This window comes from Gemmatimonadales bacterium (assembly GCA_019637315.1).
Taxonomy (GTDB): Bacteria; Gemmatimonadota; Gemmatimonadetes; order Gemmatimonadales; family GWC2-71-9; genus SHZU01.
In genome coordinates this window covers 225,138-249,622 of record JAHBVU010000003.1, presented here as the reverse complement: position 1 = coordinate 249,622, position 24,485 = coordinate 225,138, and the positions used below count along the sequence as shown (strand labels likewise).

The window sequence follows — 24,485 nt, the reverse complement described above, 5'->3', positions numbered from 1 at the left end:
GTGGGAACATGGCTCCTGGTGTGACTGCAACCGGCCCTGGCGTCGGCGAAGGCTGGACCCGGCTGGTGGAGGCAATTCGGCTCGGCCTTCCGGTCTCTGAACTCGACGGCCTCTGGGTGTTTCGGACCATCCGCCATCAGCAGCGGGATTTTGGTACGGCCATCCTGTCGCGAATCGACGGCGACCGGCGCCGGATCTACACGGCGCGGTACGCCCTGACGGTCAAGGGTAAGACCCGCGGACAGTTCGAGTCCGCCATCGAGGAGGTCGGGAGCGGGCCGATCGAGGCACTGGCCGAGCTTCTGGCGCTGGTACCGAAGCGCTCGGACGACGAGGAGCCGCCGACTGCGATCCCGCTCGAGCAGTGGTTCCCGCCGGCTCCGGAGGAGGTCGAGGCCGTTGCTGACGCGAGCTGAAAGCAGCGCGTTGGTCGAGCGATTCCGCCGCTACCTGCGAGATCGTCGGTTGCCGGTGACCCGTCAGCGGGTCACGGTGGCTGAAGTGCTCCTGTCGAGCGATGACCATCCTTCTGTCGAGTTGCTGCGCCGCCGCCTGGTCGAACGCGGTGAGCACGTCGGCATGGCAACCCTCTATCGAACCGTCGACGCGCTGGTCAAGAGCGGGCTGGTCCGGGAGCGCGATTTCGGCGAAGGCTACAAGCGTTACGAGCCCGCCCGCGAAGCCAACGAACATGCGCACCTGGTGTGCCGGCGTTGCGGAGCCGTAGTCGAGTTCAGCAACGAACGACTCGAGCGCATGCTGCGCATCACCGCGGACGAGCACCGGTTTCAGTACGAGCGGCATCGGGTCGAGATCCACGGAGTCTGCGAGCAGTGCCGAAGCGGTGATCTGAGCGGACTCGGGGCGCTGCCGGCACGATGACCGAGTCGTCGGGCAGCCTGGGACCCCTGGTCGCGTTTTTCGGGGGGATCCTCAGTTTCCTCTCGCCTTGCGTGCTTCCGCTGGTGCCGTCATACCTCGGCTTCATTACCGGGTTCACGCTCGAGGAAATCGGGAAGCGTCGCCGTCTGGCGATGATTCACGCCACCCTGTTCGTGCTCGGCTTTTCCATCATCTTTGTGCTGCTGGGCGCCAGCGCCACCGCGCTTGGTGCGTCGCTCCGGATCTACAAAGACGTCATCATGCGCGCCGGCGGGGTCCTGATCATCCTCTTCGGGCTCTACTGTCTCGGCGTGATCAAATTGGGGTTCCTCTCGCAGGAGCACCGGGTCCAGCTCGATCGCAAGCCGGTCGGATTCCTGGGTTCCGTGCTGGTCGGCATGGCGTTCGGCGCCGGCTGGAGTCCTTGTATCGGGCCGATTCTCGGCGGCATCCTGAGCCTGGCCGCCACCGAGGCCGATCTCAGCCGGGGAGTCTGGTTGCTGGTCGCCTACTCGGCGGGCCTCGCCGTGCCGTTTCTCGTGGCGGCCTTCGCGGTCGAGTCGTTCCTCGACTGGTTCCAGCGATTTCGGCGTCATCTGCACGTGGTGCAGCGACTCAGTGGCGCGCTCCTCGTCATCGTCGGTCTCTTGATCGCCTCAGGCCAGTTCACTCGTCTCGCGGGCTACCTGCAGCGGCTCACTCCGGACTTCCTGCTCCGTTTCATGTAAGAGGGACGGGGCAAGGCCCCGACGGCCCTATATTGCAACGCTGGAGTGCGATCAGCCCCGGCTCGGGCGTCTCCATAGGTATCATGAGCGCAGAGCCGGGGGAGCACCGGTCCGACGGGCCGACCTCCAGGCTGAGGGCGGCTGCGGCCGCCGGACGCTCAGCAGACAGGTTGACAGGTCGATTCATTACGGAGGGACGAATGAGATCCAAAGAGATTGTCGGAACAGCGCTGCTCGTCCTGATCGCTGCCTGCGGCAGGGGCGATCGGGCCAACCAGCAGGAGCCGGGTCGAGACCTCTCCCTGGCCCCGGTCGACTCAACCGCAGTGCTCGACGATGCGCCCCGGCCTGAAACGCCGGCCGAGACCGTGACGCCGGCACCCGCGCCTGCGCCGTCGCGTCCGGCGGCTCCGCGGCCGAATCCCCCGGCGGCCCAGCCGGCCCCGGCCCCGGCCCCGGCCCCGACGCCGGCACCGCCAGCCGCGCCGGCGACTCGGAGTGTGGCGTCGGGCACCAACGTGGCGCTCACCTCGGCTGTCGAGTTCTCGACCAAAACCCACAAGGTCGGGCAGACCGTCACCGCCAATGTTCCGAATGACGTGACGGACGACGCCGGACGCGTGGTCATCCCGGCCGGCGCGACCGTGACACTGGTCATCTCCGAGCTGGCCGTTTCCGAGAACAAGTCGGATTCGGGTAAGGTGTCGCTCCGCGCGACCCAGGTGGCGTTCGGGGGCGAGACATACGACATCGATGGTGTGACGACCAGCGTGAGCTATGAGCTCAAGGGTCGCGGCGTCCAAGCGGGCGATGCGGCCAAGGTCGGGGCCGGTGCGGCGGCCGGTGCGATCGTTGGTCGAGTTGTCGGCGGCAACAAGAAGGGCACGGTTGTGGGTGGCGTCATCGGCGCCGCTGCCGGCACCGCGGTCGCGGTCAACTCGGCGGATCGCGACGTGGTGGTTGCCAGCGGAGCGCGGATCTCGCTCCGGCTGCGCAGCACCTTCGAAGCGAAGGCCGGCTGACGGATTCTCTGCTCGTCAAGCGAACGGGGCAGGCGCCGATCAGCGCCTGCCCCGTTTCGTTTACCCCGGCCGCTCAGTAGCCGGCCCCGCCGCCGCCCCGTCGCGGATCACTCGCTCCGAGCCAGCCAGTTGGCGTCCGAATGATCGCTTCGACGTCTCCCATATAGTTCCGGAAGGTGACCTTGTGCCCCATTCGCTCGAGCTCGGCAATCGTCTCGGCCTGAAAGCCGCCGCGTTCGAGCGCGATCTGATCCGGCAGGGATTGGTGATGCAACCGCGGCATGGCGAGCGCGGTCGGCAGGTCCATCTTGTGGTCAATCACGTTGGAAATAATGTGGAAGACCTGGGTGATGATGGTCGGCCCGCCCGGAGTGCCGACGACCATCAGCAGCTTGCCATCGGGGTCGAGCACGATGCTGGGCGTCATGGCCGAGAGCATTCGCTTGCCGGGCACGATGGCGTTGGCTTCGCCCTGGACCAGCCCGTAGCTGTTGGGTTTGCCGGGCGCCGTGGTAAAGTCGTCCATCTCATTGTTGAGCAGGAAGCCGGCCCCGGTAACCGTGACGGCGCTGCCGAAGCTGCCGTTGAGCGTCGTCGTGGTGCTGACGGCGTTGCCATCCTGGTCGACAACCGAGTAGTGCGTCGTTTCGGTCGACTCGTCGGCAATCGGCGTCAGATCGGTGGTCGGGGTGGCGCGTTCCGGATTGATTTCCGCGCGACGGCTCGCCGCGTGATCCTTGCTGGTCATCCGGGCAATCGGATTCTGGACGAAATCGGGGTCGCCGAGCGATGCGTTGCGCTCGGCGAAGGCGCGCCGCATGGCTTCGGCCTGGCGATGGAGCAGGGCGGCAGAGCCGAAGGGCGGCAGCGGATCGAAGCCTTCCAGGATGTTGAGGATCAGCGCCAGGGTGACACCGCCGGACGAGGCTGGCGGCATCGAGTAGACTGTGTGGCCCCGGTACTTGAAGGAGAGCGGGTCGCGCCACTTGGCCTCGTACCCTGCGAGGTCTTCCTTGGTGATCAGGCCGCCGCCCCGACGCATTTCTGCAACGATCAGGTCGGCGACCGGGCCGCTGTAGAATCCTGCGGGACCGTTGGCCTGGATGGCGCTCAGCGTTTTGGCGAGATCGGGCTGCTTCCAGACGGTGCCGGGCTGCGGCGGCCGACCACCCGGGAGGTACTGCGCCGCGGATGCCCTGAAGCGGACCAGGCGGCTCGAGTCGCTTCCGATGGTGCGCGACCGGTACTCGTCGACGAGGAAGCCATCGCTGGCCAACTGAATCGCGGGAGCGATGACATCGGCCCAGGGCAGTTTTCCGAACCGCTTGTGCGCCTCCGCCATGCCGGCCACGGCGCCGGGGACGCCGGCCGCAAGGTGACCGGTCCAGCTGGCCCGCGTCGGATTGCCATCGGGGCCGACATACATGTTGCGGGTGGCCTTGGCGGGCGCCTTCTCGCGGTAGTCGATCGAATGCACGCTGCCATCCGCGAGCCGGATCACCATGAATCCGCCCCCACCGATATTGCCGGCCTCGGGGTGCACCACCTGGAGCGCAAATCCGACCGCAACCGCCGCATCGATTGCGTTGCCGCCGCGCTGCAGGATGGCTTTGCCGACATCGCTGGCAATCGGATTGCCGGACACGACGATTGCGCGGCTGCCCTCGGTGACTCGGGCGCTGTCGCGAAGCGCCCAGGTCGAATCGATGGCGGGCGCCGCGGCGGTGGTGGATTGTCCGGGGAGCTGGCACGCCTGGATCAGCGCAGCGGCAATGAGAGTCGTCACGAGACGCGTCACGGGGGCCCTTTCGAGAGTTGCCTAAGTCTGGCTCAACCCGACAAAATTAACCTGACCTCACGGGGATTCCTCATGGCCGATGGCCAGCAGTTGCGGTTGACCGAGCGGCGGAACCCGCGCACCATCGATATCGATACAGCCGATCCGCTGGCCCTGGTCGACCTGATCAACGCCGAGGACGCAACGATTCCGGGGCTCGTGGCCGGCGCCCGTAAGGAGATTGCCCGGACGGTCGAGCTGATCGAGGCCTCGTTTCGGGCCGGCGGGCGGCTGCTGTACGTCGGGGCCGGAACCAGCGGCCGGCTCGGCGTGCTCGACGCCTCGGAGTGCCCGCCGACGTTCGGGGTCGCTCCGGGCATGGTGATCGGTATCATCGCGGGTGGACTGCCGGCCCTGACGCGCGCCGCCGAAGGAGCGGAGGACGATGCGGAGGCCGGGGCGCGGATCATCGACGAGCACCGCGTCGGTCCCGCGGACACCGTGGTCGGGATCGCGGCAAGCGGGGGCACGCCCTACGTTCGCGGTGCCCTGACGCGGGCTCGCTCGCTCGGTGCGCGCACGGCAATGGTGGCGTGTGCGGAGCTGCCTGCTGACGTTCTGGCTGTCTGTGACGTTCCCATCGTGGTGCGGACCGGTCCGGAGGTGGTCACGGGGTCGACCCGCATGAAGGCAGGGACGGCAACCAAGCTGATCCTCAACACCCTGACGACGGCTGCGATGGTCCGGCTCGGGAAGACATACGGCAACCTGATGGTCGATCTGCAGGCCTGGAACAGCAAGCTGGTGGACCGGAGCGAGCGGATCGTGATGGAAGTGACCGGCGTGGCACGAAGCGAGGCGCGTCGTGCCATCGACGCCGCCGGCGGCAGCGTCCGCGCGGCAATCGTGATGGTCCGCACTGGAGCGACCCACGCCGAGGCGATGGCTCGGCTGGCTGAGGTCGATAACCGGGTCCGAGCGCTGATCGGACCGCCCCCACCTGTGAGGGACGCATGACCGAACGACCGACCCTTGCCGTCGGGCTGATGTCGGGGACCTCTCTCGACGGCATGGACGCCGCGCTGGTCCGGTTCAGCGGCCCCACCCGTGCCGAGCTGGTGGCTTTTGCGCACCTGCCTTACACCGCGGACTACCGGCGCCAGCTGGAGCACGGCATGGCGGCCGGAACCACCCGGGAGCTGGCGCTGCTGCACGCGGCCATCGGGGCCTGGGCGGTCGAGGCGGTACAGCAGGTTCTGGCGCTGGCCCACTGCAAGGCAAGCGAGCTCGACTTGATTGCCTTCCACGGCCAGACGATCTGGCATGAACCTCCGGCGGTTACCTGGCAGCTGGGCGAACCGGCCCTGCTCGCCGAGACCTTCGGCGTCCGGGTGGTCAGCAACTTCCGGACGCGCGATGTCGCGGCAGGCGGGCAAGGTGCGCCGCTGGTGCCCATGGCTGACGTGCTGCTCTTTGGCGGGGAGCAGCCCAGGGTACTCCTCAACCTGGGTGGCATGGCCAACCTGACATATGTACCCCACCGGGCCGAGGACGAGGGTGCCTTCGCCTTCGACACCGGGCCTGGCGTCGCGCTGATCGATGCGGTCGCGCGCCTGGTCGATCCGAGCCTGCCGTACGATGTCGATGGTGGGTTGGCGGCACGCGGTGCGGTCGATGAAACGCTCCTCGCCTCATTGCTCGCCGATCCGTTCTTCAGCGCCCCGCCGCCCAAGAGCACCGGGCGAGAGCTGTTCGGCAGCGAGTACGCGCGCCGCATCCATCAGGCGCGTCCGGGTCCGGATGGTGTGGCCACTGCGGTGGCGCTTACGGCCCGAAGCATTGCGGACGCCATCGCCCGCTGGGTTCCAGCCGCGCGGGAGGTGGTCGTTTCCGGGGGCGGCTGCCACCATCCCGGCCTGTTCTCGGCGCTGGAGCAGGGGCTGGCTGCGCATGGGCGGCAGCTGCAGCGGTTCGATGCGCTGTTCTTCTCGGGCGATGCCAAGGAAGCCGTGGCTTTTGCGCTGCTCGGCTACCTTACGATTCATGGTCAGCCGGGCAATCTGCCCCGAGCCACCGGAGCCCGCGGGTCTCGTGTCCTGGGTATGGTGACCCCCGCATGAAAGCCGCGCGACTGGTGATACCAGCCGTTCGCTGGCACGAGGATACCGGCTTCGAGCACGAGTACGCAGCCATCGATGGCGCGATTGCGGCGGGCGTCGGTGGTTTCATCGTTTTCGGAGGTACAGCGCCGCAGGTGCTTGCGCTGGTCGACCGGGTGACCCGGCTGGCCGGTCGTCCGCTGTTGATTGCGGCGGATCTCGAGCGGGGTGCGGGTCAGCAGGTCGAGGGCCTGGCCGAGTTGCCGCCGCCCGCCGCGCTCGCGACCTTGGACGACCTCGGGGCCGTCCGCCAGGCCGGACTGATCACCGCTCGGTCCGCCCGCTCGGTCGGGATCAACTGGGTGCTGGCGCCGGTGGCCGATCTCGATCTCGAACCGGCCAACCCGATCGTGCAGACTCGTTCGTTCGGAGCGGCCCCCGACCGGGTCGCGCAGCTGGTGGCCGCCTGGATCGACGGGGCCCGCGCCGGCGGAGCGCTCACGGCCGTCAAGCATTTCCCGGGGCACGGTCGGACCGTCCACGATTCGCATCAGCGGATGCCGGTCGTGGCCGCGTCAGATGCGGAGCTGGCAGCGACCGACCTGGTTCCGTTTCGTGCCGCCATCGCGGCCGGTGCGGATGCCGTGATGACGGCACATGTGGCGTTTCCGGCCCTCGATCCGTCCGGAACGCCAGCCACCCGCTCGCGCCCGATTCTGGAACGGCTCCGCGGTCCGATGGGGTTCGATGGGCTGGTGGTGACGGACGCCCTGGTCATGGAAGGCTTTGCGGGCGGGATCGGCGCCGCGCGTGCCGCCGTCGAGGCCGTCTCGGCAGGTGTCGACGTGCTGCTGTACCCGGCCGATGTCTCGGCGACGATTGCCGCGCTCGAGGGTGCGGCGGCACTTGACCCGGAGTTTGCCCGCGCGGTCGAAGCGGCGCTGGCGCGGTACGCCTATGCGCTGGATCGGGCCAGCAGCCGATTCGAGTTGCCGGCGGTGCCCTACTCGAAGGGACCTGATGCGGCGGATGCGGGTTTCGCCGCGGACCTGGCCCGCCGCCTGCTCACTGAGGCGCCGCCTGTGCCCCTGCGCACGCCGATCGAACTCGTCGTGGTGGACGATGACGTCGACGGCGCGTTTCCCGCCTCACCGAGTAACTACGTGTCTCGGGCGCTGGCTCGGCAGCACGTTCCGCTTGGCATCGGGGGCAGCCGGGTCGTGCTCGCGTTTGCCGAGCCCCGGGCGTCGAAGGGCCGCGGCGGTTTTGGAGACCGGAGTCGGACTCTGCTGGCTGCGGAGGTGCCCGGAGCCGATCTCGTGGTGCTGTTCGGTCACCCAAGGCTCCGAGATGCGATTCCGGAAGGCGCGCCCGTGGTTCAGGCGTGGCACCGGCAGCGGTTGATGCAGGAGGCGGTCGCTGCCTGGTTGATCGATCAGCTTGGCGGCTGAAACGGCCTCAAGGGCGGGGTCGGTCGAGCGCCCGGCGAATGGCCGCGGCCGGCACCACGACCAGGCGGCCCGCCTCCTCCGCACGGCCGGAGACGAGACCGACGACCTGGCCGTCCGGCGTGAAGACCGGGCTGCCGCTCGATCCGTAGGTACCGTAGCCGTCGATGTCGAACCCGCCTGCCCGCGTTTCCGCGACCGTGCCCACCGAGCTGCGTCCCCGGACGCCCGACTGGCGCCAGTCTCCCAGGGAATCGAGCCCGAACGGATAGCCATAGAGCGCCACCGCATCGCCCACGGCGACGCGATCGGCCAGGGTTACCGCCGCTCCGGCGCCGCCGCGGATCACGGCGCGGACGATGGCGACGTCGGCGCTGTCATGCACCCCGGCAATCGCACCACGAAATGCCTGGGCTGACCCGTCGAAGATCACCGCGATGCGCGCCGCGACAACACCCGCGGCGTCGCGAACGAGATGACGGGCGGTCGCCAGCCAGACGGTGTCGGCCGTGCTCCGAACTGCAAACCCGGTTCCCGATACCGCCCGACCGGCGGGCGACTCGGCGGCAATCACGGCAACGGCAGCGCGATGCCGACCACTCGCGCTGGCCGGATCCAGAGTCGCGGCAGCCAGGACCCGCTCGGGTCGCTCGGCCACCCTCACCACGGCACGGGACAGCGTATCGAGCGCCGCCGCACTCGACGCCTGCGCTGTCACCGCCGTCTTGAGCTGATCGACCTCGTGTCGGGCCTCCGCCAGTGCGGCGCGGACTCCGGCATCGGCGGGGCGGCCCTGGTCGAGGCGGGCCAGCAACTGGTCGATTCGGCCCATCAGCTCGGTGCGCTGCGCAGTCAACTCGGTGCGGGTCCGATAGAGCTGCCAGCCGCCGATGCCGGCCGCAATCACTGCCAGCGCCACCGCAGCCAGCGCAAGCGCCTTCCACGGTCGGGTCTGCCTCACCACTTCGCGTTGAACCCGTTGGGCCGTGCCGGTTCGGGGGCCGAAAATCTCGGTCGGGGTCTGGTCGATGGCCGGGACGTCTGACCTGGTTGGTGCGTACGAGGTGGCGATCGAGAACTCGACCTCCGGGCCCGAAGGACCGAAGCGCAGCACGTCCCCGGGCTCGATCGGCTGGTCGCCGCGGATTCGTTTACCGTTGCGGAAGGTGCCGTTGCTCGATGCCAGGTCGCGGATCAGAAAGGATCCGCCTTGCTTGAAGACGGCAGCGTGGCGGACTGACACTTCGAGGTCGCGTTCCGGGTCGAAGGCCAGGTCGGACGCCGGATGGCGCCCGATGGTCACGAAATCGTTGCCAACGACGGTGACCTCGCCGGCCCGGGGGCCGCCGCGGTATCGGAATTGAGCGTACATGGAGGTTCAGCGCGTCAGGCGACGAGCAGGAAGATGGCGAGCAGGCCCAGCAGGATGGCGACACCGATGGCTGCCATCATCGCGGGCGAGCCGGTCCGCCGCGTCCGACGGATCGGAGGCGTCTCCTCCTCGTCGGTCGCGATGACCGCGTCGGTGTTCACCGGAGTCGCGAGGATCTGGACCGGCTGCTCGTCGGAGCTGTCGATCGACGGGTGCGCATGGTAGCCCAGGTCGTCCGCCGCCGCTGGCGCCGGCAGCCCGGCGCCTTCGAAGCGGACCGCCACGACCGTGATGTTGTCGGGTCCGCCGCGCTCGTTGGCAAGGGCCACGAGCTGGCCGGGCAGGTCGGCCAGGACTGGTGTTTCCGCCGCCAGTCGACCGATCTCATCACGGGTGACCTGACCGGACAGACCATCGGAACAGAGGATCAGGATGTCGCCGCTGGCAATGTCCTGATAGGTCACGTCGACGCGAATTCGCGCGTCGGGCCCCAGGGCCTGCAGAATAATGTTGCGCCGTTCGCTCTGGGCGGCCTGGTCTTCGGTCAGCTCGCCGGCGTCGATCAGGCGCTGGATCAAGGATTGGTCCTTGGTGAGCTGGACCGCCCGACCGTCGCGAACGAGATAGGCGCGGCTGTCGCCCACCTGCGCCAGGTGCAGCCGGTTTCCGAGCACTCCGACGACCGTTGCCGTGGTGCCCATCCCGCGCGATTCCTGGTGCTCGGCGGCGTAGCGGTGGATCCGATCGTTGGCCGCCTCGACCGCGGCCTTGATTTGCCTGGCAAAGGCGTCGGGTTCTGCTGCCCCCTCAGAGGTCCAGGAGGCGCGCAGCGTTTCGAAGATCGTATCCGCAGCGAGCGCGCTTGCGAGTTCGCCCGCCGCCGCACCGCCCATCCCGTCGGCCACGAGAAACAGGGACCCTTTGGGACCCAATTCCGCCCGGCTGCTGGTGAGCACGTCGGTCGTGCCCCTGGTCAGGTCCGCAACGAGGTAGGTGTCCTCGTTGTGATCGCGGGTCCGACCCAGATCGGTGAGGGCAGCGATCTCGAGCACGATGGCGTTGCGACCGCTCATGGGGTGTCCTTGAAATCGGCGAGTACTGCCTGGCAACTGGGTTTCGGCACCAGGTCGCACGACAGCTTGTAGTACCGGTATGCCTCGCGCCTGTTCCCGAATCTAGTCGCCAGGTAGGACGCGTAGTTGAAAGCCATGTTGGCCCGGAGGTCGCTGGGCCGGCTCACGTCGTCGGCAATGGCTTTGGCCAGCGGCGCCATCCGGGCAGCCTGGTCGCTGTGGGCATCGTCGAAATCTTCGTCACGAGGCACGACCGCTGCAACCGGCGGGGGGGCGGCTGCCCCGGTGGTCGCCTGGGGCGGTGGCGCCGTCGGCGGCGGGGTTGCCACCTCGCTGTTCACCGGAGCGTTCGACCCGAGATCTCCGCTGTCAGGTGGCACCGCGGTCAGCGCGACGGTGGCGGTGTCCGCAGCGACCAGCGTGGTCGGCTGGCCAGGCGGTCGCAGGGTCGCCCAGGCCACGGCAGCGACTACCACCACGCCAGCTCCCGCGAGCGCCAGCCGGCCCCGGTGCCGGACCCCTGCGACGACGCGGGTTCGGGGGAGCACCACCGGGTCCTCGGCCGTCAGCGCGGCGTTGACGGCCTCGGCAAAGGCCTCGACCGTCGGATAGCGCTCGCCCGGCTGCCGAGCCAGCGCCCGGTTGATCACCGCCTGGAGCCCGCTCGGAAACTGCCGATCCGGGGCCAGGGTGGTCAGCGGCTGGGGAGGCTCGGTGAGTCGCTTGGCCAGGGTTTCCTGTGCGGAGCTGGCGGTGAAGGGAAGCGCCCCGGTCAGCATCCGGCAAAAGACCAGCGCCAGCGAGTACTGGTCGCTGCGACCGTCGATCTCGTCGCTCGACAGCTGCTCAGGGCTCATGTACTCGGGGGTCCCGACCACGAAGCCGGTTCGGGTGACCCGCTGCGATCCATCCGCGCTGCCGGCCTTGGCAATCCCGAAATCGACCAGTTTGGCCGTTTCTCGTCCTCGGCGCTCGACCAGCATGATGTTGTCGGGCTTGAGGTCGCGGTGGACGATACCGAGCTCGTGGGCCGCGGTCAGTCCGGCCGCGCACTGGGTCAGGAGCGCACCAGCCCGCTCCAGGGTGAGCGGACCGCGGGCCAGGGCCGCCGTCAGGGTGGGCCCCTCGAGATACTCCATGGCCAGGAAGAGCTGTCCCTCGGGCGTGACGCCGAAGTCGTAGACGGCGCACACGTTGGGGTGATCGATCCGGCTGGCGTTGGTGGCTTCGCGGTTGAAGCGATTGATGGCGTCGGGGTCGCGGCCCAGGGTGGCGCTCATCACTTTGATGGCGGAGGCGCGGCCCATCAGGATGTGACGGGCCAGGTAGACCTCGCCCATCCCGCCCTCGCCCAGTTTGCGCTCGATCTGATAGCGCTCGGCGAGCAGCCGTCCCACCAATCCGGTAGCGCTCGCACCGAGGGGGGTGCGGTCGCGGGCGCAGAATGCCGCCTCGTCAGGATAGTTGGTACCGCAAACGGGGCAGACCTTCACGATCATCCTTGGCGTCGTTGCCCGAAGCTGCCATCGAACGTCACCTCCGGGCAATCTAGGCCGCGACGGCGCCGAGCGTCAACCGCGCAATGGTGTAAGTCATAGTCACTGTGTACCTTGCAGCGATGACAGCGGCTTGTTACCGAGCCCCCGCCCTGGGGGTCTTCCTGCTGCTTGCCATGCTGGTCTCCGGGGTGCAGGCGCAGGAAGCGGCGTGGCAGCGGGCCGCCATGCCTGCTGCCGACGGGCCGCTGGCCATTCGTCTCGTCTATCCGAGTCAGGCTGATCGCGTCGATGTCGAGGACTCGAGCTTCGTGTTCGGCTCGGTGGGGGACGGACGCGCCGCGGTCACCGTCAATGGCCAGCCTGCCCGGGTCACCCGCAATGGCGCCTTCATTGCCTGGATCCGGTACCCGGCCGAATCCCCCGCGCGGCTGGTGATCGAAGCCCGCCGGGGCAGCGAGCGGGCCACCACTGTCGTCACCGTCCAGCGGACCGAGCGATTCGATCCGCCGGCCACCGGGCCCTGGATCGACCCTCAATCGCTCTCGCCGAGGGGGCGGGTCTGGTGGCCGGCTGAGGAAGCCCTGCCGCTCTCGGTTCGGGCCAGCGAAGGCGCCACCGTCAGCCTAGTGTTGCCGGGCGGTCGGCGGATCCTGTTGAGCCCAACGGGCTCGCCGGCCCCGGTGCCCGCCGGCCTGCGGGCCTTCGATCGGGACACGGCCCGGCTCCGTCGCCCGGGCCGGGGTGATCGGTATGCCGGCGCGGTCCGCGGCCTGGCCATCGGTTCGTTAGGCCCGGTCCTCGGTGCGGAGCGAGCGACCCCGACCCCGGTGCGTCCGCTCCGGCTCGAGGCGGTGCGCGGTCGGGATACGGTTCGGGTCGACTGGCCCCTGGCGGTCGCGCTGCTCGACTCGATGCCGGCGGCGGTGCGGCTCGACGACAGCGGGGCCAGCGCAGCCTCGCGCGACGGCATCACCACCGGTCGGGCGCACCCCGGGGCAACCTACCACTGGTTTTTTCCGGCCGGCACGCTGGCGCAGCTGTCGGGGCGGATCAACGACGACCTGCGGATCCGGCTGGGTTCCGCGACCGAGGCGTGGGTGCCGCTGGCCGAAGCTCTGGCCCAGCCGGCGGCCGTGGTGGCGGCCCGAGCGCGGGTCGATGCCGTGACGGTCACCTCGTTGCCGGACCGGGTCTCGATCCGGATCCCGATCGACTATCGGGTGCCCTACCGGATCGAGGAGGAGTCGCGACGACTCACGCTTCGGCTCTACGGAGCAAGCGGCAATCCGGCTTGGATCCGCCACGGACCGGGTGACACGCTCGTCACGGCGACCGACTGGCGCCAGGTGGGCAGCGAGGTGGAGCTGAGCTTCCAGCTCGACGCGCCGCTGATCGGGTACCGGGCGCGCTGGGATCGCAACGATTTGCTGCTGGAGATTCGGCGCCCGCGGGCGGTCAACCGGGCGCGACCGCTGGCCGGGCGGCTGATCGTGGTCGACCCGGGCCACCCGCCGGGTGGCAGCACTGGCCCGAGCGGCCTTCGTGAGGCGGAGGCGACCCTTGCCGTGGCGCTGCTGTTGGAGCCGATGCTGACCGACGCCGGGGCTCGCGTGATCATGACTCGTCGAGGCGCCGGCGCGGTCGGGCTGATCGACCGGGTCCGTCTCGCCGACAGCGTCGATGCCGACCTGATGCTCTCGATCCATGGCAACGCCCTGCCCGACGGTGTGCCTCCCGAGCCCAATCACGGCTCGAGCGTGTTCTACTTCCACCCGCGGAGCGCCGACCTGGCCCGACGGATTCAGGCTCGCCTGGTCGAGGAGTTGGGAACTCGTGATCTCGGCATTGCCCGCGGCGACCTGGCCGTGGTGCGCCCGACCTGGATGCCCGCCGTGCTGGCGGAAGGGTTGTTCATGATGTGGCCGGAGCACGAGGCCTGGCTCCGTTCGGAGGAGGGCCGACGCCGCTACGCCCGGGCGCTCAAGGCCGGGCTCGAGGACTACTTCCGTCATCGCTCCGCCGATTGATTCGGATGTGCTGGTTTCGGTCGGTCGGTCGTCTCCCTTTTGTTATGGGCAACTCCCCGTTTACTCGTCTGATCGGCGTCGGATTCCGATGGCGGTCCATCGTGCCGCTTTCGTGTCTGTGGCTGGCGGTGGCGACGGTTCCGGCCGTTTCGCAGTCGGCCCGTGATCGCGACCTGCTGGCTTTCCAGGACTCGCTGGCGGCCGCCTCTGGCAACGAGGCGTTGCGCGCGCTCGAGAAGCCCCTGATCGCCGCCGCTCGGCGGAATCGCTCGAATCCTGCAGTGCATGTCCGGCTCGGCATGATTGCGCTCCGGCTCGGTGAATCCTCCGGGGCCGTGTCCGAGTTCAAGTGGGCGACGCAGTTGGCGCCGCAGTGGGGTGCGGCCTGGTTCGGATTGGGGCAGGCTGAACTGGCGCTGGGTGAAGGCGCCGACACCACCCGGGTCGGTCGGCGGGCCTTCTTGTCGCGCGATTCCTGGGACCGCGCCATCGTGGCGTTCAGTCGGGCGTTGCTGGCGGATACCAGCGTGGCCGGCGCGATGGAAGGCATTGCCCGGGATCGGCTCCAGCGCGATCAGCGCCCCTCGGCGCTGGTGGTGCGCGACGGGTTTCGGCGTGCCGTGCAGCAGCGGACTCGCAACGCGGAGAGCATGCTCGGGCTGGGACGGGTCGAAGCGCTGCTGGGCGACACGACCGCGGCGCTGACCGTGTTTGCCGAGGCTGCGGAGGTACCGGGTGGCCGGGCTCGAGGTCTGCTGGAGGGTGTTCGCCTTCGTCTGACGCGGGCGGAGCCGGAGGCGCTGCGGACCTACTATGAAGTCGCGGCGGTCGACGACGCTGCCCTGGTGGCGCAACTGCGTCAGGACATCGCCTGGATTGCGACGGCGGACGAGCTGGCGCGGTATGACGCCGTGTCTGGCGCCGAGCGCGCGGCTTTTCTCGAAGGCTTTTGGACTCATCGGGATCGCGAAGATCTGCGCCCCACCGGACAGCGTTTGCCGGAACACTATCGGCGGCTGGCGCAGGCGCTGCGTGATTATCGGAATCCCTTCGATCAGCGGGTCAGTGTCTTCGTGCGGCATGGGGCCCCCGACAGTCGGGCGACGCTCCGGGTGGCTGGAGTGACGCCCAACGAGTCTTGGCGCTATCGGCGTCCGGAGGGCGACCTCTTCGTGCACTTCACCGCGGGCGCCGACACCACCAATTATCGGATCGTCGAGAGCGTCTTCGATGTCGCGGGCGGGCTGCCGGCCGGATCGCCGGCTGGTGACGAGGCCGGCGACCGTGACTCGGCGCTGGCCGATCAGCTGCTTCGCTCGCGGGCGCAGCTCGCTCCGTTCTATCAGGCGGCGGTGGACGGGCGGCGGGATCAGCTCGAGGTCTTCAAGCGCCAGGAACGGGATCTTGGCACGGCGGGCCGGAACCTCGCCCTGACGACGGATCGTTACCCCCTCCGCTTCGAGGGTGACCTGCCTGCGCGCGTCCAGATTGCGGCGCTGACCGGGCGGGCCGATGCCGGGGAGATCGACGCGCTCTTCCTGATCCAGGCGTTTGTGCTCGACTCCGTCGCCGCCGGGGATCAGCCGGTACCGGTCCGGGTTCGCATGGTGGCATGGGACGATCGCAACCTGGCTGTCCGGGCGCTCGATACGACGCTGTCGCTGGTGCGCGAGCCGGGGCCGAGCGGGCAGGTGCTGCGAGGTCAGGCCGGGTTGTCGCTGCCCGCGGGGTTCTACAATGCGCGGATGGCAATCGAGTCGGGCAACCGCGGTGCCATCGTCAGTCGCGAGGGGTTGGCGGTCGGCAGTCTGGGGGCGGCAACGCTCTCGGAACTGGCGCTGGGCCGGGCTGGCGCGAGTGCCGTCTGGTCGCTTGCGGGCGCCGCCGGCCCGGTGGTCGCGGAGCCGGATCCGGTCTTCGATCGCGGCGCCGTGCTCGAGCTGTCGGCCGATCTGATCGGCTTTGCCTCGGAGGGCGCGCGGGCGCGCGCGATGGTTCGCCCGATCCGGCAGGATGGCAAGACCGAGCGCTGGCGAAATTGGCCCCATGCCGGGGATTGGCAGCCGGTTGCCGGGCGGGAATCAGTCGGGTCGCGTGCCCGACTGATGCTGCCCCTGCGCGGGCTGCGCGCCGGTCGCTATGAAGTCGAGTTGCTGGTGGAGCAGGGAGAGACGAGCGCTCGGCGCCGGGCCGCATTTGCGGTCGTCGAGGCGGCCCGGTAGCCCTGCCAGATTTGTGATGTTGATACCCTTAGTTCCCATCTCGCTTACGGTTGCGCCCCGGTTGTGTTGAACGGACTATCCGCCTAGCTTGTCCCTCCCATCACCGATCAACAATTCGTAACTCTGAGGAAACGCCCATGGGTTCTGCCTCGCCACGGGTCCCGCTGCAACTGTCGCCTAATGCGATCACTGTTCTCGAGAAACGCTACCTGGTTCGAGACGAGTCTGGGGTACCTTGTGAGCAGGCTGAAGACCTGTTCTGGCGAGTCGCCACAACCATTGCGGGCGCCGATCGCGGTTATGGTGCGTCCGATGGTGCCGTCGAGGCGCTGGCAGAGGCGTTTTATGAGCTGATGGCCAAACGGCTGTTCATGCCGAATTCGCCCACGCTCATGAATGCCGGCCGGCCGCTCGGTCAGCTGTCCGCTTGCTTCGTACTGCCGGTCGAAGATGCGCTCTCCAACGGCAAGAGTGGCATCTACGACACGCTGACCGCCATGGCGCTGGTGCATCAGTCGGGCGGTGGCACCGGCTTCAGCTTCTCCAAGCTGCGTCCCAAGAACGACATCGTGCGCTCGACCATGGGTGTGGCCTCCGGACCCGTCTCCTTCATGACGTTGTTCGATGCCTCGACCGACGTCGTGAAGCAGGGCGGCACTCGGCGCGGCGCCAACATGGGCATCCTCCGGGTCGATCATCCAGACGTGATGGACTTCGTCACCTGCAAGGACGACACGACCAAGATTACCAACTTCAATATCTCGGTCGCGGTCACCGACGCCTTCATGGCGGCGCTGGAAAAGGGCGAGTCGTACGATCTGCTCCATCCCAAGACTCGCGCGGTGGTCGGTCGGCTCGATGCGCGGACCGTCTGGGATCGGATCATTCACGGCGCCTGGAAGACGGGCGAGCCCGGCGTGTTCTTCATCGATCGGGCCAACCATTACAACCCGGTTCCGCACCTGGGCGCCTACGAGGCGACCAATCCGTGCGGTGAGCAGCCGCTGCTGCCGTATGACGTCTGCAATCTCGGCTCGATCAACCTCGGCGAGTTCGTGGTCGACAACGATCTCGACTGGGCTCAGCTCCGTCGGGTGGTGCATCTCTGCACCCACTTCCTCGAGAACGTGATCGACGCGAATCACTACCCGCTGCCCGAGATTACCGAGCTGGCGCAGAAGATCCGACGGATCGGTCTCGGCGTGATGGGTCTGGCCGATGTCTTCGTACGGCTCGGGATTCCCTACGACTCGGCCGACGCGGTGGAGCTTGGTCGTAAGGTGCAGCGTTTCATCGACAATGAGGCCAAGATCGAGTCCGAGCGATTGGCCGGTCAGCGGGGCGCGTTTGCCGAGTGGGAGCGCAGCATCTGGGGCCCCGATGCCACGGCGGCGCGCGATGCCAGCGGCAAGCGGATTCGGCCGATGCGCCGGCTGCGCAACTGCAACGTCACCACGGTGGCGCCCACGGGTACGATCTCGATCATTGCCGGCTGCAGCTCCGGGATCGAGCCGCTCTTTGCGGTGGCCTTCATGCGCAATCAGGCCGGCGTGCTGATGCCCGACGTCAATGAAGACTTCGTGGCCATTGCCCGGCGCGAGGGATGGTACTCCGAGGACCTGATCAAGCGCGTCGCGGAAACGGGCCATGCACGGCATCCGGAAGTGCCGGAAAAGTGGCAGCGGGTCTTCATCACCGCCAACGATATTTCCGCCGAGTGGCATGTGCGGATGCAGGCGGCCTTCCAGGAGGCCAATGACAGCGCCATCTCGAAGACCGTGAATTTTGCCAACACGGCTACCGAGGAGGACGTGGCGCAGATCTATCGGATGGCCTTCGAGCTCGGCTGCAAGGGTGTCACGGTGTACCGCGACGGCAGCCGCGACATGCAGGTGCTCTCGGCCGGGTCGACCGCCAAGAAGGTGCAGGAAGAGGCGACCAAGAGCGGCAAAGCGGCGGCGCGCCAGGACTTGGCCGACGTGCTGGTCACGGCGGAGCAGCCGGCGGCGACGGCGGTGGTCAATCTCGGCGCCAAGGTGCGCGAAGAGGGCGCCGACCTGCTGGGCGAGATTGCCGAGGTTCGTTCCGAAAACGAGCGGCTGCGCCGTTTGGTGCACGAACTCGAGTCGGAAAACCTGCAGCGGCGCCAGAAGCGCTCTCGACCCGAGTTGCTCAAGGGCTCGGTGCGCCGAATCGAAACACCACTTGGTACGCTTTACGTGACCATCACTGAAGACGACAAGGGCCAGCCCTTCGAAGTCTTCATGAGCCTGGGCAAGGCCGGCGGTGCGTTGATGGCGGATGTCGAAGCCCTTGGTCGCCTCATCTCGCTCGGACTCCGGTCTGGAATTCCGATCAAGGAACTGCACCGCCAGCTGCGCGGTATCAGCTCCGACCGCACCATGGGCCTTGGGGCCAACAAGGTCATGTCGGTGCCGGATGCGGTCGGGATTGCGCTCGAACGCTGGATGGCCGAGAAGCAGGGGATTCAGCAGGATCTGCTCGCCGGCACGTCGGCTGCGGCTCCGGTGGAGTCGACGCCCGTTATGGTGGTCCTCGGCAACGAGCAGATGACACTGGGCGGCATGTCGGAAACGCTGGCGGGCTCGTGCCCGGACTGCAGCTCGCAGCTCGAGTACGCCGAGGGGTGCGCCAAGTGCCACGTTTGCGGCTTCAGCGAGTGCGGCTAACGGGAGATTAGATGCGGGGGCGGCGCCGCTGCCGTCCAATTCGGTTGGAAGCTGTCCCTACATCGAGCCGCCTCAGACCTAACATCTGAGGCGGCTTTCGTTCGCAGGCAAGTTCCGATGCTGGAGGTAGCGATGAGGGCGTTGACGACACTTGGTGTGCTACTCTGTGTGTGGGGTGGGCGCGGCGCGGCAGCGCAGCTTGTCAGTCCGGCAACATCAGGCGCGATGCAGGGCGCCATCCAGGCGGCGGACCGCGAAGCGACCGTGTGGTTTGGCCTGCTTCGAGACGACCGAGCCCGCGATGCCTGGAACCGCACGGCGCCCCACTTCAGGCAGCGAATCAACCGCGAAACCTTCGAACGGACCTGGTCCCTCCATACTGGTCGGCTGCAGCCGGTCGTGGCGCGGCGCGTCACGGCCATCCGTTACGTCGTTGCAGCCCCGCCTGATCGGCCGGAGCTGGTCGTTTTCGACACTCGAGTCGAGTTCCGAGGCGGCACGTTTGGGGGCGAGACAGTTACCCTGGCCTTGGGGGACGGGGTCTGGCGGGTCTGGGAGTACGCCGTCGCACCCGGAAGTAACCCGCGCGACCGGTAAGAATTGCTGGTCGCTGGGACCGATTCCTTGGGCACGTCTTTGCTATGTCATTGTTTTTAAATAACTTAGAATTGAACCTCCCGGGTTGGCTTGGTTTCTGCCGTTGGGTCGACCGATGGCGACTATTGCCGCAGTCGAAACCGACCCGAGCCGTGCGCCGCCTCGGCGAGACTTGCCGCCCGTCCAGGACGAGCGGAGCTCGGCCGTCGTTCGTTTCCTGACCTCGTTCGGTCGGGCCCTGCAGAAGCGACGAGTCTATCCCGCTGGTCACCCGATGCGGCAGACGGCTCAAGCAGCCGCCCTCGATGCCCTGCAGCCGGTCTGGCAGGGGCGCCATTCACTGCAGGTCGGGGTCACCCGAACCCAGCTTCTCTTCGACGAGATCGCGACCGACCCCGCCCACTTTGCCCTGCGGGACCTCGCGGCCCGCCTCCACCGTCGCCGCGTGGGCAATCTGGTGCTCCGACCGGGTGCTACGGCCGCAGAATTCGAAACCCTGCTCGAACGGATCGACGGCGACGACACCGAGCCGATTGCCGCCTGGCGCTCGGATCATGCGGAGCTGGCACCGCTGGCGTTCGATGCCCTGGTGCTCGACGAGCAGGGTACCGGCGACCGCGAGATCGACGCCCTCTGGCGCGACCTGGTGACGGTGGTGTCCGGGAACGATGCGACCCGGTCGCTCGACACGGTGCTGGCGCGGCGCCTCCACGCGCCCGAGGTGGCGGCCGCCGTCCGCGAGGCGATGGAACGGCTGGGTCGCCTGGCCGCCGACCCGGGCGCGCCCGGGCGCGAGGCCGCGGAACTGCAACTGCAGGAACTGCTGGCGGCAGTGCCCTCACAGGAGCTGGCTCGTGTGCTGGGCATCGACCCGAGTCGCGCGCAGGCAGGTGAAGCGATTGCGCAGGTCATCGATTGGCTCCCGGCGCTGGCGCTGGTCGAGTTGATCGAGCAGGCGGCCGCCGCGCGCGATCAGCCGATCTCGTCGCTCTTGCTCCGGATGCTGCGGAAGATGGCGCATCACCCGTCCGCCGGGCCCACGGCCCGGCGGCGCGGCGAGCAGGATGCGCGCGAGATCGTGCGCAGCTTGTTGGAGGGGTGGACGCTCGAGGACCCCAGCTCGGCGAGTCACAGTCGGGTGCTCGAGGCGCTGTCGCGCTACGATCTGATCGGGGCCGCCGAGGACGGCGCGTCGTCCGACGACGCGCTTCGGATCGTCCAGATGGCGGTGGAGACCGAGACCTTCGGCGATGCGGCTGCCGACGGCGTCATCCAGGCAGCGACGACCGGTTCGCTCGACCCGGTCATCGGCCTGGCGGATGCGGCGCCTGGCGCCCTCGCGGCGCGGCTGTGGGAGACCCTGGCGAGTGCCGAAGCCTTGCCTCGCCTGCTGGCCCTGCCGGATCACGAGAGCGACGGTATCCGCCGGGTCCTGAGCCACGCCTCGTCTGCCGCGCTGGCCGGGATCGTCGACCGGATCGCGACCTTCTCGCCGGCGGTCCGCCGCCTGGTCAGCGACCGGATGCTGGCCGTCGGCGGTGACCTGGGACGCGACATTGTCCGCCGGCTCGCGTCGTCCACGGACGCCGAGCGGCGGCAACTCCTGGCGGCATTGCTGGAACTACCGGAACTGCCGCAGGGTCTCTCGGTGCGCAGCTTGACCGAAGCGGCCGATCCGGCGCTTCGCCTCGATGCGTACCGCCTGATCTTCCGGCTGCCGAGCGAGCGAGACGACGGAATCCATGCGGCCCTGGCCGACCTGGACGAACGGATCGTGGCCGCTGCCGTTGAGGCCGGCCAGGAGCGCTTTCCGCGCGCCTCGCTGACGCGCCTCTTCGTCTTGCTCAACAGTACTACGCGCAGCGAGGAACTGCGCGCCTCGGCGGTAGCCATTCTGGCGCAGTTCGATGTTGCGCCGGTGCGCGAATGGTTGCTGAGTAGCGTGGCGTCCCGGCGCGGCTGGTTTCGGCTGCTCCGCCTGGCACCCAAAACCCCGGTGGTCGTGGCGCAGGTACAGGTCCTGGCCCGCCTCGGAGGCGCCGACCCCGCGGTGGCCCGCGTGCTCCGTCTGGCGCGTCGTTCGGGCGACCCCGAGCTGATTGCCGCAGCGGAAAGCGGCACGTCGCCATGAGTGCGGAGTCGGGCTTCCTCGTTTCGCTCGGGCAGGCGCTGGCGTCCATGGCCCTCTATCAGGACGGCCATCCCGCTCGGGTTCGGGCCCTCGACAAATCGTTCGACCGTTTGCTCGAGGTTGCCCGCCACCACTCCTGCGTGGAGTACTCGTTTCTGGGCAGCGAGACGCTGGTCGGGAACCGGGTCCTGGATGAATTGTCTCGATGGGACTGGGCTGCCAAGCTCGCGGAGGCGCGGATCGAGCGGATCGAAATCGACTCGGACGTGACCCGAGAAGCCTTCGTCGGCTTCGTCGAAGAGCTGTTCGACCAGATGTCCGGGCGCTGCGTCGACACTGCCCTGATGCGCCAGGTGGTTCGCTCACCGATTCGTTTCGGTCGGCTCAAGGTACGCGACAGTGGCGATAGCTCTGCAGCACAGGCGAAAGCTGCTCAGGCGGCCGATGCCGTCGTGGTCAACCTGGCCGAAGAAGTTGCCGCAACGAGCTGGATCCACGAGGCCGTTGGACGCACCGGCGTCGTTCCGATGGCGGAAGTCGAAAGTGTGGTCTGCTCGCTGGCGGCCACCATGCACCAGGAAGACCGGATGCTGATGCCGCTCCTCACCCTCAAGGAGTACGATCAGTACACCACGACCCATGCCTGCAATGTGTCGGTGCTGTCGATGGGACTGGCCGAACGGCTCGGGCTGGGTCCGTCCGAGGTCCGGGCCGTCGGCATTGCCGGGCTGCTGCATGACATCGGCAAAGTGGCGATTCCTCATGATCTGCTGGTCAAGCCCGGTCGCTACACCGAGGCGGAGCGGGCCATCATCCAGAGCCACCCGGTCGAAGGCGCCAAGCTGATCCTCAAGAAGGAGCGCGGCATCGGGCTCGCCGCCGTGGTGGCCTATGAGCACCACATCTATCTCAACGGCGAGGGATACCCGGAGCTGCGGTTTCCTCGAGCGGCCCATTATGCCAGCCGCATCGTCCACGTCTGCGACATTTATGATGCGCTCTGTACCGAGCGCCCCTACCGGCAGGCATGGGAACCCGCCGAGGCCCTTGCGTACCTGCAGGAGCAGTCCGGGCGCGAGCTCGATCCGGATATGGTGACGGCCTTCAGCGACATGATCCTCGAGGCCCTGGTGCAGCGCGTCGTGGTCGATGCGGGGCAACCCCCGGTCGTGCCGGATTCGCGTTCCGTGCCCCTTGTGTAATGGGCCCGACGGGGCGAGCGTAGTATCCGCTGCAGGAGGTGCTGCCTTACCCCTTCGACCTGATGGAGTGGACCAACGATGGCTGATGAGCAGTTGACCCCGATCGCCCCTGGACGCGTGGCGCAGGAACTCAAAGCGTTGTCGGACGGCCGCCAGTCGGGTAAGTACGATAAGGACGAGTACGAACACCGGTTCTCACGCATGATCGGTGAGTTGCGCGATCGCCGGATTTCCGGGACCCGGGCCGAGATTATGGCGGCGCTGACGCCGCTCCAGGTCGATGGAACCGTGTCGGCGCAGGATTGGGACCGCCTGATCAAGCAGCTCGGTCTCGGCTGACCCCGTCGATCATCGGCGTTTTCAAGAGGCGGGCCCAATGAGGCCTGCCTCTTGGCGTTTGGGGACCCGGTTATTCTTCAGGGATGGCCATGAACCCCCGTCGTCAGACTCCGACTGTTGCGATCGGCTCCGTCCTGGTCGGGTCGTGCCATCCGGTCGTCGTGCAGTCGATGACCAATACCGATACGGCGGATGTCGAAGGCACGGCTCGACAGGTTGCGGCGCTGGCCCGGGCTGGCAGTGAAATCGTCCGGGTCACCGTCAACACCGATGAAGCCGCTGCGGGGGTGCCGGCCATCGTCGAGGCGCTGGATCGTCGCGGACTGGCCGTTCCGATCGTGGGCGACTTTCACTACAACGGCCACCTGCTGTTGACTCGGCATCCCGAGTGTGCGCGTGCGCTGGCGAAGTACCGCATCAATCCGGGTAACGTCGGCGGCAAGCGGCACGACGAGCACTTCCGGGCCATCATCGAAGTCGCGCTCGCGAATGACAAGCCGGTGCGGATCGGGGTCAACTGGGGTTCGCTCGATCAGGCGCTGCTGACGCGCATGATGGACGAGAACGCCTCGCGTGCGGAGCCGCTCGATGCGCGTGAGGTCATGCTCGAGGCAATGGTCGAGAGTGCCGTCGGCTCGGCGCGGCAGGCCGAGGCGATCGGAATGTCGCACGATCGGATCGTGCTGTCGGCCAAGGTCTCGGGCGTCCAGGACCTGGTGGCCGTCTATCGCAAACTGGCGGCGCGGGGTGACTATCCGCTTCACCTTGGCCTGACCGAAGCCGGGCTGGGCATGAAGGGCATCGTGTCGAGCACGGCGGGGCTTGCCGTGCTGTTGCAGGAAGGCATCGGCGACACCATCCGCGTTTCGCTGACCCCATCGCCGGGTGGCGATCGTGCGGAGGAAGTGCGGGTGGCGCAGCAGATCCTGCAGTCGCTCGAGTTGCGCAGCTTTCAGCCTCAGGTCACCAGCTGCCCGGGGTGCGGGCGGACGACCAGCACCTTCTTCCAGGCCATGGCAGAAGAGATCCAGGGCTACCTGCGCGACCGGATGCCCGACTGGCGCGGGGTGCATCCCGGTGTGGAGACCATGAAGGTCGCGGTGATGGGCTGCGTCGTGAACGGGCCGGGTGAATCGAAGCATGCCAACCTGGGCATCTCGCTTCCCGGTACCTTCGAAGAGCCCAAGGCTCCGGTCTATGTCGATGGGCGCTTGCTGACCACGCTCAAAGGCGACCGGATCGTGGCGGAGTTTCTCGAGATTCTCGATCAGTATGTCGCAACCCGCTATCCGGCGGTTGCCCCGGTGGAGTCCTGACCTATCGACGGCTCGATTTTCGAACGCCCGCTGGCAGCGCTGCCGCTCTTGTTCGGGGCGG

At 67.9% G+C, this 24,485-nt stretch carries 19 protein-coding genes; 15 read left to right on the top strand and 4 right to left on the bottom strand.

What is annotated here, in order from left to right:
• The first annotated feature begins 8 nt into the window (after positions 1–8).
• The 4 genes from KF785_04650 to KF785_04635 all read left to right on the top strand — a co-directional run bounded on the left by KF785_04650 (position 9) and on the right by KF785_04635 (position 2,632).
• Entirely contained in the window at positions 9–416 is a 408-nt protein-coding gene (locus tag KF785_04650) for a hypothetical protein (protein ID MBX3146035.1), read from the top strand.
• The gene (locus KF785_04645; GenBank protein MBX3146034.1) at positions 400–882 is read left to right on the top strand and encodes a transcriptional repressor; all 483 of its coding nucleotides are present in this window, start codon (positions 400–402) and stop codon (positions 880–882) included. The genes KF785_04650 and KF785_04645 overlap by 17 nt, the downstream gene beginning before the upstream one ends.
• The gene (locus tag KF785_04640) at positions 879–1,610 is read left to right on the top strand and encodes a sulfite exporter TauE/SafE family protein (protein MBX3146033.1); all 732 of its coding nucleotides are present in this window, start codon (positions 879–881) and stop codon (positions 1,608–1,610) included. Before KF785_04645 ends, KF785_04640 begins: the two co-directional genes overlap by 4 nt.
• A gap of 200 nt (positions 1,611–1,810) precedes the next feature.
• Positions 1,811–2,632, top strand: coding sequence for a hypothetical protein (locus KF785_04635; GenBank protein ID MBX3146032.1), 822 nt, complete (start codon positions 1,811–1,813; stop codon positions 2,630–2,632).
• 73 nt (positions 2,633–2,705) lie between these two features.
• Here KF785_04635 and ggt read toward each other — a convergent pair whose 3' ends face one another.
• Entirely contained in the window at positions 2,706–4,418 is a 1,713-nt protein-coding gene (gene ggt / locus KF785_04630; GenBank protein ID MBX3146031.1) for a gamma-glutamyltransferase, read from the bottom strand.
• Positions 4,419–4,502: 84 nt separating this feature from the next.
• Between ggt and murQ the strand changes: the two genes are divergently transcribed.
• The 3 genes from murQ to KF785_04615 are packed head-to-tail and all read left to right on the top strand — an operon-like array spanning position 4,503 to position 7,959.
• Complete coding sequence (gene murQ / locus KF785_04625) at positions 4,503–5,426, top strand: N-acetylmuramic acid 6-phosphate etherase (protein MBX3146030.1); 924 nt, start codon at positions 4,503–4,505, stop codon at positions 5,424–5,426.
• The gene (locus tag KF785_04620) at positions 5,423–6,529 is read left to right on the top strand and encodes an anhydro-N-acetylmuramic acid kinase (GenBank protein ID MBX3146029.1); all 1,107 of its coding nucleotides are present in this window, start codon (positions 5,423–5,425) and stop codon (positions 6,527–6,529) included. The genes murQ and KF785_04620 overlap by 4 nt, the downstream gene beginning before the upstream one ends.
• Positions 6,526–7,959: a hypothetical protein gene (locus KF785_04615; protein MBX3146028.1), complete on the top strand. Its 1,434-nt coding sequence runs from the start codon at positions 6,526–6,528 to the stop codon at positions 7,957–7,959. Before KF785_04620 ends, KF785_04615 begins: the two co-directional genes overlap by 4 nt.
• 7 nt (positions 7,960–7,966) lie before the next feature.
• On the opposite strand, the gene KF785_04610 is transcribed toward KF785_04615, so the two are convergent.
• The 3 genes from KF785_04610 to KF785_04600 are packed head-to-tail and all read right to left on the bottom strand — an operon-like array spanning position 7,967 to position 11,900.
• The gene (locus KF785_04610) at positions 7,967–9,328 is read right to left on the bottom strand and encodes an FHA domain-containing protein (GenBank protein ID MBX3146027.1); all 1,362 of its coding nucleotides are present in this window, start codon (positions 9,326–9,328) and stop codon (positions 7,967–7,969) included.
• A 14-nt stretch (positions 9,329–9,342) separates the two neighbouring features.
• On the bottom strand, positions 9,343–10,401 hold the full coding sequence (locus KF785_04605) for a serine/threonine-protein phosphatase (protein MBX3146026.1): 1,059 nt from the start codon (positions 10,399–10,401) through the stop codon (positions 9,343–9,345).
• The gene (locus tag KF785_04600; protein MBX3146025.1) at positions 10,398–11,900 is read right to left on the bottom strand and encodes a serine/threonine protein kinase; all 1,503 of its coding nucleotides are present in this window, start codon (positions 11,898–11,900) and stop codon (positions 10,398–10,400) included. The genes KF785_04605 and KF785_04600 overlap by 4 nt, the downstream gene beginning before the upstream one ends.
• A gap of 119 nt (positions 11,901–12,019) precedes the next feature.
• Between KF785_04600 and KF785_04595 the strand changes: the two genes are divergently transcribed.
• The 8 genes from KF785_04595 to ispG all read left to right on the top strand — a co-directional run bounded on the left by KF785_04595 (position 12,020) and on the right by ispG (position 24,424).
• On the top strand, positions 12,020–13,927 hold the full coding sequence (locus KF785_04595; protein ID MBX3146024.1) for an N-acetylmuramoyl-L-alanine amidase: 1,908 nt from the start codon (positions 12,020–12,022) through the stop codon (positions 13,925–13,927).
• Positions 13,928–14,028: 101 nt separating this feature from the next.
• The gene (locus tag KF785_04590; protein MBX3146023.1) at positions 14,029–16,149 is read left to right on the top strand and encodes a GWxTD domain-containing protein; all 2,121 of its coding nucleotides are present in this window, start codon (positions 14,029–14,031) and stop codon (positions 16,147–16,149) included.
• A gap of 137 nt (positions 16,150–16,286) precedes the next feature.
• On the top strand, positions 16,287–18,839 hold the full coding sequence (locus KF785_04585; GenBank protein MBX3146022.1) for a vitamin B12-dependent ribonucleotide reductase: 2,553 nt from the start codon (positions 16,287–16,289) through the stop codon (positions 18,837–18,839).
• 132 nt (positions 18,840–18,971) lie between these two features.
• A complete protein-coding gene (locus KF785_04580) occupies positions 18,972–19,436 on the top strand; it encodes a DUF4019 domain-containing protein (protein ID MBX3146021.1) in 465 nt (154 codons plus the stop codon).
• 115 nt (positions 19,437–19,551) lie between these two features.
• Positions 19,552–21,567, top strand: coding sequence for a hypothetical protein (locus KF785_04575; protein MBX3146020.1), 2,016 nt, complete (start codon positions 19,552–19,554; stop codon positions 21,565–21,567).
• Positions 21,564–22,769: an HD domain-containing protein gene (locus tag KF785_04570; GenBank protein ID MBX3146019.1), complete on the top strand. Its 1,206-nt coding sequence runs from the start codon at positions 21,564–21,566 to the stop codon at positions 22,767–22,769. The genes KF785_04575 and KF785_04570 overlap by 4 nt, the downstream gene beginning before the upstream one ends.
• A 78-nt stretch (positions 22,770–22,847) precedes the next feature.
• Complete coding sequence (locus tag KF785_04565; protein ID MBX3146018.1) at positions 22,848–23,108, top strand: hypothetical protein; 261 nt, start codon at positions 22,848–22,850, stop codon at positions 23,106–23,108.
• Positions 23,109–23,191: 83 nt separating this feature from the next.
• A complete protein-coding gene (ispG, locus tag KF785_04560; protein MBX3146017.1) occupies positions 23,192–24,424 on the top strand; it encodes a flavodoxin-dependent (E)-4-hydroxy-3-methylbut-2-enyl-diphosphate synthase in 1,233 nt (410 codons plus the stop codon).
• Positions 24,425–24,485: the final 61 nt, after the last annotated feature.

Excerpts from the sequence above, each read along its gene's own strand:
- KF785_04650 (MBX3146035.1), top strand. The coding sequence starts at position 9 with ATGGCTCCTGGTGTGACTGCAACCGGCCCTGGCGTCGGCGAAGGCTGG.
- KF785_04640 (MBX3146033.1), top strand. The coding sequence starts at position 879 with ATGACCGAGTCGTCGGGCAGCCTGGGACCCCTGGTCGCGTTTTTCGGG.
- KF785_04635 (MBX3146032.1), top strand. The coding sequence starts at position 1,811 with ATGAGATCCAAAGAGATTGTCGGAACAGCGCTGCTCGTCCTGATCGCT.
- murQ (MBX3146030.1), top strand. The coding sequence starts at position 4,503 with ATGGCCGATGGCCAGCAGTTGCGGTTGACCGAGCGGCGGAACCCGCGC.
- KF785_04620 (MBX3146029.1), top strand. The coding sequence starts at position 5,423 with ATGACCGAACGACCGACCCTTGCCGTCGGGCTGATGTCGGGGACCTCT.
- KF785_04615 (MBX3146028.1), top strand. The coding sequence starts at position 6,526 with ATGAAAGCCGCGCGACTGGTGATACCAGCCGTTCGCTGGCACGAGGAT.
- KF785_04610 (MBX3146027.1), bottom strand. The coding sequence starts at position 9,328 with ATGTACGCTCAATTCCGATACCGCGGCGGCCCCCGGGCCGGCGAGGTC.
- KF785_04605 (MBX3146026.1), bottom strand. The coding sequence starts at position 10,401 with ATGAGCGGTCGCAACGCCATCGTGCTCGAGATCGCTGCCCTCACCGAT.
- KF785_04600 (MBX3146025.1), bottom strand. The coding sequence starts at position 11,900 with ATGATCGTGAAGGTCTGCCCCGTTTGCGGTACCAACTATCCTGACGAG.
- KF785_04595 (MBX3146024.1), top strand. The coding sequence starts at position 12,020 with ATGACAGCGGCTTGTTACCGAGCCCCCGCCCTGGGGGTCTTCCTGCTG.
- KF785_04585 (MBX3146022.1), top strand. The coding sequence starts at position 16,287 with ATGGGTTCTGCCTCGCCACGGGTCCCGCTGCAACTGTCGCCTAATGCG.
- KF785_04580 (MBX3146021.1), top strand. The coding sequence starts at position 18,972 with ATGAGGGCGTTGACGACACTTGGTGTGCTACTCTGTGTGTGGGGTGGG.
- KF785_04575 (MBX3146020.1), top strand. The coding sequence starts at position 19,552 with ATGGCGACTATTGCCGCAGTCGAAACCGACCCGAGCCGTGCGCCGCCT.
- KF785_04570 (MBX3146019.1), top strand. The coding sequence starts at position 21,564 with ATGAGTGCGGAGTCGGGCTTCCTCGTTTCGCTCGGGCAGGCGCTGGCG.
- KF785_04565 (MBX3146018.1), top strand. The coding sequence starts at position 22,848 with ATGGCTGATGAGCAGTTGACCCCGATCGCCCCTGGACGCGTGGCGCAG.
- ispG (MBX3146017.1), top strand. The coding sequence starts at position 23,192 with ATGGCCATGAACCCCCGTCGTCAGACTCCGACTGTTGCGATCGGCTCC.